The 15,820-nt window shown below is 70.9% G+C and carries 16 protein-coding genes; 10 read left to right on the top strand and 6 right to left on the bottom strand.

Annotated elements, in window-relative coordinates:
• Positions 1-13: 13 nt before the first annotated feature.
• From OHA77_RS35905 to OHA77_RS35895, 3 genes are all read left to right on the top strand, one after another.
• Entirely contained in the window at positions 14-1,147 is a 1,134-nt protein-coding gene (locus OHA77_RS35905) for a sensor histidine kinase (protein ID WP_406313704.1), read from the top strand.
• Positions 1,144-1,749 carry a response regulator transcription factor gene (locus OHA77_RS35900; protein WP_326823757.1) on the top strand — a complete coding sequence of 202 codons (606 nt, stop codon included), beginning with the start codon at positions 1,144-1,146 and terminating at the stop codon, positions 1,747-1,749. The genes OHA77_RS35905 and OHA77_RS35900 overlap by 4 nt, the downstream gene beginning before the upstream one ends.
• 69 nt (positions 1,750-1,818) lie before the next feature.
• A complete protein-coding gene (locus OHA77_RS35895; RefSeq protein WP_406313703.1) occupies positions 1,819-2,628 on the top strand; it encodes an Fpg/Nei family DNA glycosylase in 810 nt (269 codons plus the stop codon).
• On the opposite strand, the gene dapA is transcribed toward OHA77_RS35895, so the two are convergent.
• A complete protein-coding gene (dapA, locus tag OHA77_RS35890; protein ID WP_406313702.1) occupies positions 2,629-3,495 on the bottom strand; it encodes a 4-hydroxy-tetrahydrodipicolinate synthase in 867 nt (288 codons plus the stop codon).
• 70 nt (positions 3,496-3,565) lie between these two features.
• On the opposite strand from dapA, the gene OHA77_RS35885 reads away from it, so the two are divergent.
• Positions 3,566-4,471 carry a LysR family transcriptional regulator gene (locus OHA77_RS35885; RefSeq protein WP_406313701.1) on the top strand — a complete coding sequence of 302 codons (906 nt, stop codon included), beginning with the start codon at positions 3,566-3,568 and terminating at the stop codon, positions 4,469-4,471.
• A 13-nt stretch (positions 4,472-4,484) separates the two neighbouring features.
• On the opposite strand, the gene OHA77_RS35880 is transcribed toward OHA77_RS35885, so the two are convergent.
• Entirely contained in the window at positions 4,485-5,807 is a 1,323-nt protein-coding gene (locus tag OHA77_RS35880; protein WP_406313700.1) for an MFS transporter, read from the bottom strand.
• A 356-nt stretch (positions 5,808-6,163) separates the two neighbouring features.
• Between OHA77_RS35880 and OHA77_RS35875 the strand changes: the two genes are divergently transcribed.
• Entirely contained in the window at positions 6,164-6,583 is a 420-nt protein-coding gene (locus OHA77_RS35875) for a Zn-ribbon domain-containing OB-fold protein (RefSeq protein ID WP_326823762.1), read from the top strand.
• Positions 6,580-7,722, top strand: a complete 1,143-nt coding sequence (locus OHA77_RS35870) for a thiolase C-terminal domain-containing protein (protein WP_406313699.1) — start codon at positions 6,580-6,582, stop codon at positions 7,720-7,722. Before OHA77_RS35875 ends, OHA77_RS35870 begins: the two co-directional genes overlap by 4 nt.
• Before the next feature lie 62 nt (positions 7,723-7,784).
• Here OHA77_RS35870 and OHA77_RS35865 read toward each other — a convergent pair whose 3' ends face one another.
• Together OHA77_RS35865 and OHA77_RS35860 are read right to left on the bottom strand one after the other, a co-directional pair.
• Positions 7,785-9,941, bottom strand: a complete 2,157-nt coding sequence (locus OHA77_RS35865; protein WP_406313698.1) for an acetate--CoA ligase family protein — start codon at positions 9,939-9,941, stop codon at positions 7,785-7,787.
• Position 9,942: 1 nt separating this feature from the next.
• Positions 9,943-11,115 (bottom strand): acyl-CoA dehydrogenase family protein, encoded by a 1,173-nt coding sequence (locus OHA77_RS35860; RefSeq protein ID WP_406313697.1) that lies wholly within the window; start codon positions 11,113-11,115, stop codon positions 9,943-9,945.
• Positions 11,116-11,303: 188 nt separating this feature from the next.
• Here OHA77_RS35860 and OHA77_RS35855 point away from each other — a divergent pair, with 188 nt between their 5' ends.
• On the top strand, positions 11,304-11,930 hold the full coding sequence (locus tag OHA77_RS35855; RefSeq protein ID WP_326823766.1) for a TetR/AcrR family transcriptional regulator: 627 nt from the start codon (positions 11,304-11,306) through the stop codon (positions 11,928-11,930).
• A 121-nt stretch (positions 11,931-12,051) separates the two neighbouring features.
• Here the strand turns inward: OHA77_RS35855 and OHA77_RS35850 are convergent, their stop codons facing one another.
• Positions 12,052-12,903, bottom strand: a complete 852-nt coding sequence (locus tag OHA77_RS35850; RefSeq protein WP_406313696.1) for a MaoC/PaaZ C-terminal domain-containing protein — start codon at positions 12,901-12,903, stop codon at positions 12,052-12,054.
• Position 12,904: 1 nt separating this feature from the next.
• On the bottom strand, positions 12,905-13,831 hold the full coding sequence (locus OHA77_RS35845) for an SDR family oxidoreductase (protein WP_326823768.1): 927 nt from the start codon (positions 13,829-13,831) through the stop codon (positions 12,905-12,907).
• A 230-nt stretch (positions 13,832-14,061) separates the two neighbouring features.
• Here OHA77_RS35845 and OHA77_RS35840 point away from each other — a divergent pair, with 230 nt between their 5' ends.
• Genes OHA77_RS35840 through OHA77_RS35830 form a run of 3 tightly spaced genes read left to right on the top strand, consistent with a single transcriptional unit; the run spans position 14,062 to position 15,818 of the window.
• Positions 14,062-14,754 (top strand): HAD family hydrolase, encoded by a 693-nt coding sequence (locus OHA77_RS35840; RefSeq protein WP_406313695.1) that lies wholly within the window; start codon positions 14,062-14,064, stop codon positions 14,752-14,754.
• A gap of 19 nt (positions 14,755-14,773) precedes the next feature.
• Positions 14,774-15,220, top strand: a complete 447-nt coding sequence (locus OHA77_RS35835) for an NUDIX domain-containing protein (RefSeq protein WP_406313694.1) — start codon at positions 14,774-14,776, stop codon at positions 15,218-15,220.
• 52 nt (positions 15,221-15,272) lie between these two features.
• Positions 15,273-15,818 (top strand): AAA family ATPase, encoded by a 546-nt coding sequence (locus OHA77_RS35830; protein WP_406313693.1) that lies wholly within the window; start codon positions 15,273-15,275, stop codon positions 15,816-15,818.
• The last annotated feature ends 2 nt before the right edge of the window (positions 15,819-15,820 follow it).

Here is a 15,820-nt window from a genome sequence, read left to right as displayed (position 1 = left end):
CTAGGGTGATTTCATGCGAGAACAGGACCTGTTCGGCGCCAGGGCGTGGCCGAGCTGGAACATTTCCCGGTCGGGCAACCGCCTGGCGGGTGCCCGCGGCATCGTCGTGCTGGCGTTGTTCCTGGTCTGGCCGTTCTGGACCGCCGCGCACGCCGCCGTCCAGCCACACGCCGGGCCCGTGCACGTCGCCGCCGTCGTCGTCACGGTCGTCTACGGGGCGAGCTGGATCGTCGCGATGGCCTACGGGATCGGCAGGCCTCCCAGCGAACGGATGGTGCTGGTCGGCTGGCTGTTCGCACTGGGCGTCGGCGTGGCCGCACTGCGGGGGAATCCGGTTGAGCTGGGCCACCTCGCCTACGCGCTCACCGCGGCCGTATGGCTCCTACCCGCACGCTGGGGTCTCCTGCTGGGACTGGTGGTCGCGGTGGCGCAGTTGACCGCGCTCCTGGTGACGACCGGTTCGGTGGACTGGAGCGCCGCGCTCGCCGTCATCCCGAGCACCGTCACCCCGGTGGCCCTGGTCCTGCTGATCCGGCTGCTCATCCAGCTGAGTCAGGCCCGCGAGGAGATCGAAACGCTGGCGACCGCGGCGGAGCGCGCCCGTCTGGCCAGAGACCTGCACGACGTTCTCGGGCACAGCCTCACGACGATCACGGTGAAGGCCGGTCTGGCCCGCCGCCTGCTGGAGAGCGGGACGGATCACGAGCGGGCGGTGACCGAACTGCACGACGTCGAACGGCTCTCCCGCCAGGCGCACGCCGAGATCCGTACGACCGTCTCCGGTCACCGCAGGCCGTCGCTCGCCGTGGAGCTGGTCGGGGCGCGGGAGGCGCTGCGGGCGGCGGGGATCGAGGCCACTCTGCCGCCGGCCACCGACCACGTCCCCGCCGACCTGCGGGAGCCGTTCGCGTACGTGCTCCGTGAAGGCGTCACGAATGTCATCCGGCACAGTGGCGCCCTGAGGTGCGAGATACGGCTCGGCGACTCGTCGCTGGAGATCCGTGACAACGGCCGCTCGCCCGCCCGTTCGCACGGGTCGGGGAACGGGCTTTCCGGGCTCGCGGAACGGCTCCGCGCGGTCGACGGGCGGATCGAGGCAGGTCCGCTCCCCCAGGGCGGTTTCCGGCTGCGGGCGAGTCGCGCGTGATCAGGGTGCTGCTGGCCGACGACCAGGCACTCGTCCGGGGCGCACTCGCCGCGATGCTGGCCTTGGAGTCCGACATCGAGGTGGTCGCCCAGGTCGGGACGGGTGACGAGGTCCTCGACACCGCACGGCGCACCCGTCCCGATGTCGCGCTGATCGACGTGCAGATGCCGGGAATGGACGGCCTGGCGGCCACGGCGGAACTACGCGCCGCCCTCCCCGCCTGCCGTGTCGTTATATGTACGACTTTCGGGCGACCTGGTTACTTCGCTCGGGCGATGGAGAACGGCGCGTCGGGGTTCGTGGTGAAGGACTCGTCCCCGGAGCACCTCGTCGACACGGTACGGCGGGTGCACTCCGGCCTACGGGTGGTCGATCCCGCCCTCGCCGCCGAGTCCTTGGCCAGCGGTTCCAGCCCGTTGACCGCCCGGGAGCGCGACGTGCTGCGCGAGGCACGGCACGGCGGCACGGTGGCCGAGGTCGCCAGGGCCCTGCGGCTGTCCAACGGGACGGTGCGCAACCACCTGTCCTCGGCCATCGGCAAGACGGGCGCGAGCACCCGCGCGGAGGCCGCGCTGATCGCCGAGGGATACGGCTGGCTCTGATCCCGCGCCCCGCCTCAGGTGGCCTCCGGGGAGGCACGGCATTCGGCCGGACCGTATCCTGGGTGGACGATGCCCGAAGGACACACGATTCATCGCCTGGCCGCGCAGCACCGGCAGGTGTTCGGCGGCGGAGCGGTGCGCGCCGAGAGCCCGCAGGGCAGGTTCGCCGCCGGAGCCCGCCAGATCGACGGCCGGGTGCTCCGGGAGACCGACGCGCACGGCAAGCACCTGCTGCTCGGATTCGACGACGACCGCTGGCTCCACGTGCACCTGGGCATCTACGGCAGAAACGCCTTCGGCCCGGTTCCGGCTCCCGTGCCGACGGGCGCGGTACGGCTCCGCCTCCGCAACACCGAGGAGTACGCCGACCTGCGCGGCCCCAACACCTGTGAACTGCTGGATCCCGCCGAGAAGAAGGCGCTGCACGATCGGCTCGGCCCCGATCCCCTGCGGGCCGACGCCGATCCGGAGCTCGCCTGGCGGCGGATCAGCCGCAGCCGCACCTCCATCGGCGTCCTGCTGATGGACCAGTCGGTCGTCGCGGGCGTGGGCAACATCTACCGCGCCGAGGCGCTGTTCCGGCAGGGCGTCGACCCGTCCCGCCCCGGCCGCGACCTCACCCACGTGCAGTGGACGGCCATCTGGTCGGACCTGGTGTCGCTGATGGCCGACGGGGTGCGGGTGGGCCGGATCGACACGGTCCGGGCCGAGCACACACCGGAGGCGATGGGCCGCCCGCCCCGCGTCGACGACCACGGTGGCGAGGTCTACGTCTACCGCCGCTCGGGGCTGCCCTGCTTCCTGTGCGGCGGCGAGATCCGCACCGAGGTGCTCACCGGCCGCAACCTCTTCTGGTGTCCGGGTTGCCAGCCCCGGTGATCACAGCAGGCGGGCGGCCGCCTCGATCGAGGCCTGGCTCGCGGGCAGGAGCGGGAGCCGGACCGAGGCGGTGGGGATCAGCCCCCGGGCGTGCAGCACACCCTTGACCACGGTGGGGTTTGGCTCGGCGAACAGGCTCGCCGACATGGCGGAGAGCCGGTGGCCCAGCGCGCGGGCGTGGGCGACGTCGCCGGAGCTCCAGGCCTCCACCAGTTCGACGAACCGGCCGGTGCGCAGGTGGGCGGAGGCGAGGATGCCACCGGAGGCGCCCAGGGCGAGCAGGGCGGAGAAGAAGGGGTCGTCCCCGGCGAGCACGGCGAAGTCCTCGGGCAGGTCCGCCAGCAGGGTGACGGTGTCCTGGTCGACCCCGCCCACCGCGTGCTTGACGCCGGTCACCATGGGCAGTTCGCCCAGCCGTCGCAGGGTGTCCGCGCCAACGGACTGTCCCGTCCGGTAGGGGATGTTGTAGACGATCAGCGGCACCGGGCTCTGCTCGGCCAGCACGGTGAAGTGGGCGAGCACTCCGGCCTCGGAGGGGCGGACGAAGGAGGGCACGGTGACCAGCGCGGCGTCCGCCTGGTCCTTGAGCCCGCGCAGTGCCTCGACGGAGCCACGGGTGTCGCTGGTCCCGGCGCCGACGACCAGCGTCGCCCCTCGCTCCTGGCACGCCTTCGCGCACACCTCGATGATCGCCTGCCGCTCCTCGCCGGCGAGCATGGCGACCTCGGCGGTGGTGCCGAGCGCCACCAGCCCGGCCGCTCCCTCGTCGAGCACGGCGCGCGCCAGACCGTCGAGCGCCTCCACGGCGACCTCGCCGTCCTCGGTGAACGGGGTGATCAGAGGAACGTAAACCCCACGAAATGTCATGATCCCAGCCTCGCGGCATCGACCATGCAGGTCCAGTTCCGTTTTCTTCCGAGACCATTAAGCTGAACTGATGCTCGATGTACGACGACTCCGCCTGCTCCGCGAACTCGCCTACCGGGGCACGATCGCGGCCGTCGCCGAGGCCATGACGTTCACGCCCTCGGCGGTCTCCCAGCAACTCGCGGCCCTGGAACGGGAGGCCGGGGTGGCGTTGCTGGAACGGACCGGCCGCCGGGTGCGGCTCACCCCGGCGGGAGTCGCGCTGGTCGGGCACGCCGAAGCCGTACTGGAGCGGCTGGAGCAGGCCTCGGCCGAACTGGCGGCCGCGCACGCGGGCCTGGCCGGCAGCGTCCGGGTCGGCGCCTTCCCCACCGCCACCCGCACCATCCTGCCCGCCGCCCTCGCGGCCCTGGGCCGTGACCATCCCGGACTGGAGCCGATGGTGGACGAGATCGACCCGGCCGAGGTGGCGCCCCGGCTCCGGGCGGGTGATCTGGACGTCGCCCTCGTCCACGAATACGACTTCGTCCCCGCCGTCACCGATCTGGCCCTGGAGACCGAGCCCCTGCTGGAGGAGCCCATGTATCTCGCCTCCGGCTCGCCCTGCGGCGGCGAGGACGACTCCCTGGCGGGGCGGCGCGACGCCGCCTGGATCGCCTCCAGCCCCGGCACGCTCTGCCACACGATGACGGTGCGGGCCTGCCAGGCCGCCGGATTCGCGCCCCGGGTCCGCCATCACATCGACGACTTCGCCACCGTGCTGGCCATGGTCGCGGTGGGCCAGGGCGTGGCGCTCGTACCGGAGCTGGGGGCGGCCGATCCGCCCGCCGGCGTCCGGCTCACCGAACTGCCGATGCGCCGCCGTACGCAGATCGCCTTCCGCCGGGGAGCCTCCGCCCACCCGGCCATCGCCGCCTTCATCACCGCGCTGCGGTCGTCGATCCCCTGCGACCGCGGCGCGCGGCCCGCCGGGTAGCCGCGGCCGGCCGTCATTCGTTCTTCGCGACCGCCACGGGCACGACGCCCGCCGCCGTGACGGCTGGGCGTCGCCAGGGTCCGTTGAAGAGGAAGATGGCCGGGATGAAGAGCACCAGGCAGCCGAGCGAGACGAGCAGCCAGCTCTGCCAGCTGGTGGCCGCCACGAACTGCGGGATGACGAGCAGGCCGCCCACCGCGATGATCTTGGTGAGGAAGCCGAACAGGCCCCATGCGGTGCCCTGCAGCCGGGGGTCGACGTCCTCGGCGTCCTCGGAGTAGTTCGCCATCCACGGCGCGTAGGCGACGCCCAGCGATCCGCCGAGCAGCGCTCCGACGACCATGAGCTGGCCGGAGGTGACCGAGTCGTCACCCAGGCTGTGGGCGAGGTAGGCGGTGACGAGCACCGCGCAGACCGTCCCGATGAGCGAGTACGGCTTGCGCAGCTGGGTGCGGTCGGAGATGCGGCCGGCGATGATCAGCGTGATCAGGTTGAGGATCCAGAAGGCGGCCATGATGGCGGACGCCTGCGCGGTGGTGACCCCGATGCTCTCCACGAGCATGATCTGGCCGAACAGGGTGAGGGTGAGATAGAGGACGAGCCACAGCGAGATGCCGATGACGTGCGCCCAGATGCTGCGGTGGCCGAACAGGGAGCGGGCCCGCGGCGGCCGCGACATGTCGACCACCCGCGTCGTCTGGTTCTCGGTCTGCTGGATGCGCGCCCGCAGTTCCGGTGAGAGGTCGGCGATGTTCACGGCGATGACGACCGAGATGACCAGCGAGAAGCAGCCCATGATGACGAACTGGGAGCGCCAGGAGTTGTCGAAGATCGGGAGTGTCCAGGCGGCCACCGCGGCGGCGATGAAGTTGGCTCCGACCGGTCCCCATGTCCAGAAGCCGAAAGCCTGGGCGCGGCCCATCCGGGGGGAGAAGTCACGCACCAGAGGGGCCGTGCTCGCCATCGCGACGCCGTCCACGAAGGCGAGGACGATCCGTGCGATCAGCAGGTCACGCGGGCTGTGCACCAGCGTCATCCCGAAGCAGCACACGGCCGTCAGCATCATGAGCGGAACCAGGAGGCGCACGCGGCCCAGGTGGTCGGTGAGCCGGCCGCCGACGGCCGCCGCGACGGCGCCGGTGACCGCCGCCGCCGCGGACACCGCGCCGTAGGTGGCGAGGTTCATCTCCAGGTCTTTCAGCAGGAGCGGGACCAGGGGTGCGATCTGCGCCTCGTATGACCCGATGAGGATGGCCAGCACGGCCATCGTGAGGATCTTCATCCGGCGGGCACCGGTGGGGTACTCGTCGAGTTCGCGTACGTAGGAAAGCCTCATGAACGGCCTCTCAAGCTGTAGTCCGTCGCCGACCCAGCGAAGATTTTCTAGAAGGGAACTCTAGAATTATTTTCTGAGATCCTCCGTCACCCCACCCGGCACGTCAAGAGGTTGTGCGACCCGCGTCACATCGGGGAAACATCCACGACCCCGGAAAGTCCACCGCGCACCCTGCGGGGAGCGCGCCACCCGGCCCGCCCCGGCGCCCGGCGCGGGCACGCCGCAACGAGGTTCCATCCGAGGCCCAGCGGAGACGGCCAGAGTCACGGCGCGGCGGTCTTCCCATTTCTCCCAGTTTTTTCTAGAGTCAGGTTCTAGAATTAGAATCTGGAATGACGCTCTCCCCGAGGAGAACGATGACCACCTCACCCAAGCCCGCTCCGAAGCCGACGCCGGACACCCAGCCGTTCTGGGACGGCACCGCAGCGGGAGAACTCCGCGTCCAGCGCTGCCTGACCTGCTCCCGCCACTACTTCTATCCACGTCCGAGCTGCCCCCGGTGCGGGTCGGGAGACGTCGAATGGGTCACGGCCAGCGGCCGGGCGACGCTCTACTCCTACGTGATCAACCACCGTCCGGCTCCGGGCTTCCAGGACGACGGGCCGTACGCGATCGCCGTCGTCGAACTGGAGGAGGGCGTGCGGATGATGACCAACATCGTGGGCGTCGACATCACGCCCGAGAACCTACGGCTCGACATGCCGCTCCGCGTCGTGTTCGAGCAGCGCGGCGACGTGCGCGTCCCTCTCTTCGAGCCGGCAGGAGCCCTACGTTGAACATCGTCATCGCGGGGGCTGCGGAGACCGACCACCTCGGCAAGCTCCCCCACTACTCGGCCATCGGACTGCAGCTCGAAGCCGCGCGCAACGCGCTGGCGGACGCGGGGCTGACCAAGGACGACGTCGACGGGGTCGCCGCGGTCGGCATGCCGGGCCCCGTCCAGGTCGCCCACGCGCTCGGCGTCACACCCGCCTGGCTCGACGGCACCGGTGTCGGCGGCTCGTCCTTCCTGTTCCACGTACGGCACGCCGTGGCGGCGATCCGCGCCGGACTCTGCCACACCGTGCTCATCACGCACGGCGAGTCCGGCCGGTCACACGTGGGCGCCGGCCGGTTCGGGCTGGGGGCCGACTCACTGCTCGGACAGTTCGAGCTGCCGTACGGGGTGTTCGGTCCGGCGACCACGTTCACGGTGACCGCGCTGCGCCACATGAAGGAGACCGGGCTCACCCACGAGCAGCTCGCGGAGGTGGCGGTGGCCCAGCGCCGCTGGGCCCATCTCAACCCCCGGGCGATGATGCGCGATCTGATCACCGTCGACGACGTGCTCGCCTCCCGGATGGTCGCCTACCCCTTCCATCTGCTGGAGTGCTGCCTGGTCACCGACGGCGGCGGCGCGCTCGTCGTCACCTCCGAGGAACGCGCGCGGGCCCTGGGCGTCCGCAAGCCGCTGGTGCACGTGCTGGGCACCGGCGAGTCCGCCGACTCGCCGATCGTCTCCCAGATGGAGGACTTCACCACCTCGAAGGCGTTCCGCCGCTCCAGCGAGGCCGCGTTCGCCGAAGCCAAGATCGACCACGCGGACGTGGACCATCTGATGATCTACGACGCGTTCGCCCACGTGCCGATCTACGGCCTGGAGGACATGGGCTTCGTCGGGCGCGGCGAGGCCGGCGCGTTCATCGCCGAAGGCCACACCTCCCCCGGCGGCAGACTGCCGATGAACACCAACGGTGGTGGGCTGTCCTACACCCATACCGGGATGTACGGCATGTTCGCCATTCTGGAGTCGGTACGCCAGCTACGCGGTGAGGCCGCCGCCCAGGTTCCGGACGTGGAGCTCGGCGTCGTGCTCGGCAACGGCGGCATGTTCATGTCGGCCGCCACCCTCGTACTGGCCAACCGGCGCCCGTGACCCGGCGGACACCGGCGGCCGGCTGCCTCCCGCCCGTCGTCCTGAGCGCGGACTCACCGCGCTCAGTCACGCCAGGTGACCAGCGCGTCCAGGGCCTCGACCTGCGATCCGCGCACCAGCAGCGGGTTGACCTCCAGCGACTCCAGCCGCTCCCCCAGGCTCGTGGCGAGGGCCGCGATCCGGACGACGACGTCGGCGACGGCGTCCAGGTCCGCCGGCTCGGTGCCGCGGGCGCCCGTCAGCAGCCGGTGCCCGCGCAGCTCGCCCAGGGCGCGCCGTACCTCCTGCGTGTCGACGGGCAGGATCCGCAGGGCGGTGTCCCGCAGCACCTCCACCCATATCCCGCCGAACCCCACGGTCAGGGTGAGGCCCCAGTCGGGGTCGCGCAGGATGCCGACGAGGAGTTCCACCCCGCCACTCCGCTGCGGCTGCACCAGCGCTCCCGCCTCCCGCACCCCGGCGGCGTGGAGTGCGGCGGCGACCTCGTCGAAGGCCTGCCGGACCTGGTCGGGGCCGGTCAGGCCGAGCCGCACCCCGCCGATGTCGCTCTTGTGGCCGAGCCCCTCCGCGGCCGCCTTGAGCACGACCGGGTAACCGAACCGCTCGGCGGCGGCGACCGCGGCGTCCGCGTCGGAGACCGGTTCGGAGGGCACGACCGGCAGGCCGGCCCCGGCCAGTAGGGCGGCCGCCCGGCGTTCGGCCCATACACCGGTCGCCTCCGCCCGCGGCGGCGGCCCATCCCCGGCCACCGCCCCGGGCCCGCCCGCGACGTCCCGCGCTCCGGCGGTCGCCCGCGCCGCGCGGTGGGCCTCCGACCACCTCACCGCGGCGCCGATGGCGTGCATCCCGTGCTCGATGCCGCCCAGCACGTGCGGGAAACCGGTCTGCTCCTGTACGGCACGGCCGAACTCGGTCACGTCGGTGAGCACGTTGGCCACGACCACGACGGGCAGCGGTGCCTCGGCGATGCGTCTGGCACTCTCCGCGTAGAACGCGAGGGCGGGGGCCGGGTCCGGCGGGGCGACTCGGGGCGACTCGGCCAGCAGCATGACGAGGTCGATGCCGGGGTCGGCGGCCACGGTCTCCAGCGCTCTGTTCATCAGCGTCCGGTCGATCAGCACATATCCGGTGACGTCGAGCGGGTTCTGCACGGTGGCGAACCCGGGAACGATCTCCGTGAGCCGGGCGACCGTCTGCGGGGCGAACGGCGGGAGCTCCAGCCCTTCCTCCTCGGCCCGGTCGGCGATGATCTCCGAGGCGCCGCCCGAGGGGGTGACGACGCCCATCCGCCGTCCCGGCAGGGGACCGGCGGCGGCGAGCAGGCCCGCCGTGATGATGAGGTCCTCGATCGAGCGGACCCGGATGACGCCGAACTGCCGGAAGGCCGCGTCGACGACGTCGTCGTCGCCCACCAGCGCGCCGGTGTGGGCCTGGGCCGCGCGCGAGGCGATCCCGCTGCGGCCGATCTTGAGCGCGACGATCGGCTTGCCCGCGAGCAACGCCCTCCTGGCCGTCCGGGCGAAGTCCGCGGGGTCGCGGATCGACTCCAGGAACAGGGCGACGACCTTGGTGTCGGGGTCGTCGATCAGGTAGTCGACGACGTCGGTGACCGTCGTCAGCGACTCGTTGCCCATCGAGGTGAGGAGGCTGATGCCCACGTTGCGGGCCTGTGCGAAACCGAGCACCGAACTGGCGAGCGCGCCGCTCTGCAGCACCACGCCCACCGAGCCGCGCAGCAGCGGTGCGGGGATGGGCAGGCCGTACGGTGTGATGCCCGCGGCGGCGTTGATGTAGCCGTTGCCGTTGGGACCCAGGACGGTCAGCCCCTGCTCCCGGGCGAACGAGGTGATCTCGGCTTCCAGCCGGCCGCCCTCCTCACCGACCTCGCCGAAGCCCGCGGTGAGGATGACGTAGCTGCGGATGCCGAGCTTGGCTCCCTCCTGCAGCACGGACAGCACCGCCGTGGTCGGCACCATGACGTAGACCAGGTCGACCGGCCCGGGGACGTCGGCCAGGCTTCGATGGGCGGGCTGGCCGTGCACGGTGCCGGCACGCGGGTTGACCAGGTGGACCGGGCCGGTGAAACCGTGCGTGCGCAGGTTGACGAACGTGCTGATCGACCATCCCGACTTGTCGGTGGCCCCGACGAGGGCGATCGAGGCCGGGTTGAACAGCGCGCGGACACCGCCGTCGCCGGCGGTCTGGGAGCTGGCGGTCATGTCACTCTCCGATGGTGCCGAGACGGGCGTGGCCCTTGAGCAGGTTGCGGGCTATGGTCCGGCGCTGGATCTCGTCGGTGCCCTCGAAGATCCGCAGCAGGCGCAGCTCCCGGTACCAGCGCTCGATGGGCAACTCCTTGGTGTAGCCCATGCCCCCGTGGATCTGCAGTACCCGGTCGACCACCTGATTCGCCATGATCGCACCGTTGAGCTTGGCGATCGAGGACGCGTGTCGGGCGTCCATGCCCTGCTGCACCTGCCAGGCGGCGTACAGGGTCAGCCACTTCGCCGCCTCGATCTCCACCTGGGAGTCGGCGATCATCCACTGGATGGCCTGGTACTCCGCGATCGGCCGGCCCATGGAGTGCCGGATCCTCGCGTAGTCGACGGCCATCTGGAGCATGCGCTCGGCCGAGCCGATCGCCCGGGCCGGAATCATGTAACGGCCCTGCCCGATCCACTGCATGGCGAGCTCGAATCCCCTGCCGACCTCCCCGAGCACGTTCTCCTCCGGCACCCGGACGTCCTCGAACACCAGCGAGGCCGGACCCCACTCGCCCATCGTGGGGATCGGCTCGGACTTCCAGCCCATGTCGCGGTCGACCAGGAAGCAGGTGACGCCGCCGGCCGCGCCGCGCTCGGGATCGGTCACCGCGAACACCATCACGAAGTCGGCCTCGCTGCCGCCGGTGATGAAGGTCTTCTCGCCGTTGACGACCCAGTCGCCGCCGTCCTTGACGGCCCGGGTGCGGATGTTGCGGGCGTCGGAGCCGGCTCCCGGCTCGGTGATGGCGAAGCACGACCGGCGCTCGCCCTCGATGGTCGGGATCAGATACCGCCTCTTCTGCTCGTCGTTCCCGGCGTACAGGATGTTGTCGGCCGTCCCGCCGAAGCTGAACGGCACGTAGGTCCGGCCCATCTCCATCACGATGATCGCCGACATCACCGGGCCGAGGTCGGCTCCGCCGTACTCCTCGGGGGTGCTGATCCCCCAGAAGCCCATCTTCTTGGCTTTGAGCCGGAGTTCGCGCAGGACGTCGGGGTCGACACCCGGGCGTCCCGCGTTCTCGTTGCGCAGCACCTCGGGCTCCAGCGGCATGACCTCCTTCTCGATGAAGGAGCGGACGGTGTCGCGGATCTGCCGTTCTTCGGTGCTGAGCGAGAAGTCGACCATGGTGGGCGCCTTTCTGGCCGGAAGGGATGCCACAGCGGGGCAACAAATTTCTAGAATTCAACTCTAGGAACGGATTCCAGACTGCGTTCACACCCGTCCGGCTGTCAAGGACGCGACCTCAAAAACTGGAACCTAATTCTAGAATTTTCGGTTATCATGGAGGGACAGACGTCCGCAGAGGGAGACCCATGGCACGCAAGGCGCCGAGCAGGAGCGGCTCATGGGAATGGAGCCGTACGGCAGAGACACGCAGGAGCATGCTCCAGGCCGCCGGTGAGGTCTTCACCGAGAACGGCTTCGCCGACGCCAACGTGGCCGACGTCGTGGCGCGGGCGGGCTCCAGCGTGGGCAGCCTCTACCACCACTTCGGCGGCAAGACCGAGCTGTTCCTCGCCCTGTGGGAGGAACACCAGGCCGCGCACGAGGAGGAGGCGGCCTCGACCGTGGCGAAGGCCAGGCAGGCCGGCGTCACCGACCCCCTGGAGCTGTTCGTCGCCGGGGCGCGCGCCTTCCTGGAGGGCTCCTGGCAGCGGCACGACCTGGCACGCCTGTTCATGGACGGCGACGGACCGCCCGGTTTCGAGTTGATGCGCCGCACCCGGGGCCGCGACTGGGTACGGCAGAACGCCGTCCTGCTCGGCGCGGGCGACGAACCGATGGACCGCCTCACGGTGGCCGTGCTGACCACCGTCATCGGCGAGGCGGGCCGCGAGGTCGTCACCTGCGAGACCGAGCAGGAGGCCGAGCGGGTCATCGAGGCCGCACTTGAGCTGATCAGCCGCTTCGGCCCGCTGCGGGGCCCCGACGACCGGTGACCGGGTCGGCGCCTCCGCGGATCCGCCTCACAGGCCACCCCGGCGCGGGAAGCCAGGGCACTCCACCGCACTTCAACGCGGGAAGTCAGGCCACCCGGCGCGGGAAGGCGTCCGGCGCGCGTCACCCGTCCCGGAAGGTCGCCCGCCCACGGTCGATCACCACGGTCCCGTCGTCCTTCACGGTCTTAAACAGCGCGGTGCCGCCGTCCACCCAGATGGAGACCGTGAGCGGCTCCCCCGGAAACACCGGGCTGCTGAAGCGCCCGGACATCGCCGTGAAGCGGGCGGGGTCCGAATCGGCCACGGTGTGCAGCAGCGCCCTGCCGGTGATCCCGTAGGTGCACAGGCCGTGCAGGATCGGCCGCTCGAACCCCGCCCGCGCCGCGAAGGCCGGATCGGAGTGGAGCGGGTTGCGGTCCCCGGACAGGCGGTAGAGCAGTGCCTGCTCGGGCCGGGTCGGGCAGGTCACCTTGTGGTCCGGCGCACGGTCGGGCTCCGCCCACTCGTCACGAGGGCCCCGTTCGCCGCCGAACCCGCCCTCACCCCTGATGAAGACCGAGCTCCGGCTGGTGATCAGCCGGTCGCCCGTCTCCGGGTCCACGGCGTTGGTCTCGCTGGTCACCAGGGCACCCGACCCCTTGTCGTAGATCCCGGTCACCGTGCCGGTCACGCGGACCCGGCCCTCGGGGGGCAGTTCCCGGCGCAGCTCGAAGGCCTGCTCGGCGTGGACCAGCATGGCCGGGTTGAAATCGCCCAGGCTGCGGCCGATCGGCGCCTGGGCGGCCAGGACCGCGAAAGTCGGCAGCACGCGCTGCCGGACGCCCGCCGAGTTCTCGGTGGTGAAGGGCAGCTCCCGGAGCGGGTCGCCCAGGCCGGCGCCCACCCCCACGGCGTACAGCAAGGTTTCCGCGGAGGTCCAGGAGCGCTCGTGCGACGGGCCCGGCACGCCCACGACGCCGTGGTCGAGGGGCATCTCAAGCCTCCGTTCCGGGGATGCGGCCGTTCTGCAGCGCGTTGGGCGCCGCCTTGCTCACCAGGTCCGGGATCACCGCGCCGAGCTCGGCGGGGTCCCATCGGGCGCCCTTGTCCACTCCGGGCCCGGCGTGCCAGCCCTCGGCCACGCTGATCACACCGCCCCGGACGTTGAAGACCCGGCCGGTGATCTCCCTGGCCTCCTCGCTGGCCAGCCAGACCGCGAGCGGCGCCACGTTGACCGGGTCCCCGGGATCGAACTCGTCCGCCCCCGGGACGGGACGGGCGATTCGCGCCAGGTTCTCGGTCATCCGGGTGAGGGCGGTGGGGGCGAGCGCGTTGACCGTCACACCGTATCTGGCCAGCTCCTGGGCGGCGATGACCGTCAGCGCCGCGATGCCCGCCTTGGCCGCGCCGTAGTTGCCCTGGCCGGGATTGCCGTAGATGCCCGACGAGGAGGTGGTGTTGATCACCCGTGCGTCCACCGGGACGCCGGACTTGAACCGCTCCCGCCAGTAGGCGGCCGCGTGCCGCAACGGAGCGAAGGTGCCCCGCAGATGAACCCGGACCACCGCGTCCCACTCCTCGGCCGACATGTTGACCAGCATCCGATCCCGCAGGATGCCGGCGTTGTTGACCAGGACGTGCAGATCCCCGAAGTGTTCCACCGCGGCCCGCACCAGCCGGCCCGCACCCTCGAAGTCCGAGACGTCCTCCCCGTTGACCACCGCCTCACCCCCCATCGCGCGGATCTCCTCCACCACCTCCCCCGCCGGTCCGGCCGACGACCCGGTGCCGTCCACCTCGGCCCCCAGGTCGTTGACCACCACCCGCGCCCCCTGGCGGGCGAACTCCAGCGCGTGGCCACGCCCGATCCCCCGAGCCGCCCCGGTCACGACCACCACCCGTCCCGCCACGATCCCGCTCATGCGACTCCCCATTCCTAGAATTGATTTCTAGAATGACACTGGTCACTCCACTCGCCCCTGTCAACCCACGGGCCCGGAAAAACCCGAGAGGATCACGCCGGGCGCGCCGCCGCCGGGTCACCCCGGAACCGGTGGCACCCGGTGGCACCCGGTGGCATCCGGAAAAAGCAGTGGGGCTCGGTCACCGCGGGTGGATAGCCTGCACGGGGCGAAAGATGGGAGATGCCGACGTGAGGCGCAAAGGACAGGTGCTCGTCTTCGACGCCGACGACACGCTGTGGGAGAACAACCTCCTCTTTGAGCGCGTCATCGACGACTTCCTGCACTGGCTGGAGCACCCGACCCTCGGCAAGGCCGAGATCCGCGCCATCCTCGACGACATCGAGAAGGCGAACGCCGTCACCCACGGATACGGCAGCAAGATGTTCCTGCGCAGTCTCCACGACTGCCTGGAGCGGCTGCGCGAACGGCCGGCGACCGCGGCGGAGCGCCGTCACCTCGACGACCTGGTGGTGGCGCTCGTCGAGCACCGGGTGGAGCTGGTCCCCGAGGTGGCCGAGACGCTCACCGCCCTCGGCGACCGGCACGACCTGCTCCTGCTCACCAAGGGCGATCCCGAGGAGCAGCAGCGCAAGCTGGACGTCTCCGGCCTCGCCCATCACTTCCGCGACATCCACATCGTGGCGGAGAAGGCCGTCGACACTTATCTGTGGCTCGCGGAGAAGCACGGGCTGACGCCGTCGGCGACCTGGATGATCGGCAACTCCCCGAAGTCCGACATCATCCCCGCCCGGCAGGCGGGGATGAACGCCGTCTTCATCCCGAACGACAACACCTGGGTGCTTGAGCAGACCGAGCTCGACCCCGACGACGGAGGAGTGCTGCGGCTGCGGACGTTCTCCGAGCTGCCGAACCACTTCTGACAGCGAAGGAAATCCCCACATGACCACCCCGTCCCCGGAAGGCCCCACCGGGCAGGTGCCGAAGACGCCCTCCGTCTCCTGCGTGTTCATCTGCCACGACGGCCACGGCCGGGTGCTGCTGGCCCGGCGCGGCGCCGGCGCGCGGGACGAGCCCGGCACCTGGGACTGCGGCGCCGGCGCGCTGGAGTACGGCGAGTCGTTCGAGACGGCGGTCGCCCGCGAGGTCCGCGAGGAGTATTCGACGGCCGCGCTGGAGATCGAGACGATCGGGGTCCGCAACGTCCTGCGGGAGGAACCGGTCTCCCACTGGGTCGCGGTGATCTTCGCGGTCCGGGTGGACCCCGCCGGAGCGGCCATCGGCGAGCCGCACAAGTTCGACGAACTGGGCTGGTTCGCGCCGGATGCCCTGCCGCACCCGCTGCACTCGCAACTCACCGAGAGCCTCCGGCTTTTCGCTTCACGGTGAGCATGCCCCTCCTCGCATATAGTCCGCTTCACAGGGCGGAGGGACGTACAGAATGCCAACGGAGCCTGGGCGTTTCATCGTTGTCACCGGCGGTCCGGGATCGGGCAAGAGCACGCTGATCGACCGCCTGCAGGAAGCCGGTTTCGCACGCTCGGACGAGGCGGGCCGCGGCATCATCCAGGACCAGACGGTGATCGGCGGGCGGGCGCTGCCCTGGATCGATCCGGACCTGTTCGCCGAGGCGATGCTCTGCTGGGAGCTGCGCTCCTACCGCCTCGCCGTGTCGGGTGCCGCGCTCGCCTTCTTCGACCGTGGCATCCCGGACATCGTGGGCTACCTGCGCCTCGAAGGACGCCCGGTCCCGCCGCACCTGCACGCCGCGGCGCAGCGTTTCCGCTACCACCGGCGCGTGCTCGTCGCACCCCCGTGGCCGGAGATCTACGAGCAGGACGACGAGCGCAGGCAGTCGTTCGAGACGGCGCAGCGGACCTACGAGTCCATGGTCGCCACCTACACGGAGTACGGCTACGAGCTGGTGACGCTGCCACGTGCGCCCATCGAGGAACGACTCCGGTTCGTGACCGGCTGGCTCGGCTGACC

Source organism: Streptosporangium sp. NBC_01639 (assembly GCF_045209755.1).
GTDB lineage: Bacteria > Actinomycetota > Actinomycetes > Streptosporangiales > Streptosporangiaceae > Streptosporangium.
Note: the sequence above shows the minus strand (reverse complement) of the source record. Positions and strands in the feature narration are given on the sequence as shown.

Excerpts from the sequence above, each read along its gene's own strand:
- OHA77_RS35905 (WP_406313704.1), top strand. The coding sequence starts at position 14 with ATGCGAGAACAGGACCTGTTCGGCGCCAGGGCGTGGCCGAGCTGGAAC.
- OHA77_RS35895 (WP_406313703.1), top strand. The coding sequence starts at position 1,819 with ATGCCCGAAGGACACACGATTCATCGCCTGGCCGCGCAGCACCGGCAG.
- dapA (WP_406313702.1), bottom strand. The coding sequence starts at position 3,495 with ATGACATTTCGTGGGGTTTACGTTCCTCTGATCACCCCGTTCACCGAG.
- OHA77_RS35885 (WP_406313701.1), top strand. The coding sequence starts at position 3,566 with ATGCTCGATGTACGACGACTCCGCCTGCTCCGCGAACTCGCCTACCGG.
- OHA77_RS35880 (WP_406313700.1), bottom strand. The coding sequence starts at position 5,807 with ATGAGGCTTTCCTACGTACGCGAACTCGACGAGTACCCCACCGGTGCC.
- OHA77_RS35875 (WP_326823762.1), top strand. The coding sequence starts at position 6,164 with ATGACCACCTCACCCAAGCCCGCTCCGAAGCCGACGCCGGACACCCAG.
- OHA77_RS35865 (WP_406313698.1), bottom strand. The coding sequence starts at position 9,941 with ATGACCGCCAGCTCCCAGACCGCCGGCGACGGCGGTGTCCGCGCGCTG.
- OHA77_RS35860 (WP_406313697.1), bottom strand. The coding sequence starts at position 11,115 with ATGGTCGACTTCTCGCTCAGCACCGAAGAACGGCAGATCCGCGACACC.
- OHA77_RS35855 (WP_326823766.1), top strand. The coding sequence starts at position 11,304 with ATGGCACGCAAGGCGCCGAGCAGGAGCGGCTCATGGGAATGGAGCCGT.
- OHA77_RS35850 (WP_406313696.1), bottom strand. The coding sequence starts at position 12,903 with ATGCCCCTCGACCACGGCGTCGTGGGCGTGCCGGGCCCGTCGCACGAG.
- OHA77_RS35845 (WP_326823768.1), bottom strand. The coding sequence starts at position 13,831 with ATGAGCGGGATCGTGGCGGGACGGGTGGTGGTCGTGACCGGGGCGGCT.
- OHA77_RS35835 (WP_406313694.1), top strand. The coding sequence starts at position 14,774 with ATGACCACCCCGTCCCCGGAAGGCCCCACCGGGCAGGTGCCGAAGACG.
- OHA77_RS35830 (WP_406313693.1), top strand. The coding sequence starts at position 15,273 with ATGCCAACGGAGCCTGGGCGTTTCATCGTTGTCACCGGCGGTCCGGGA.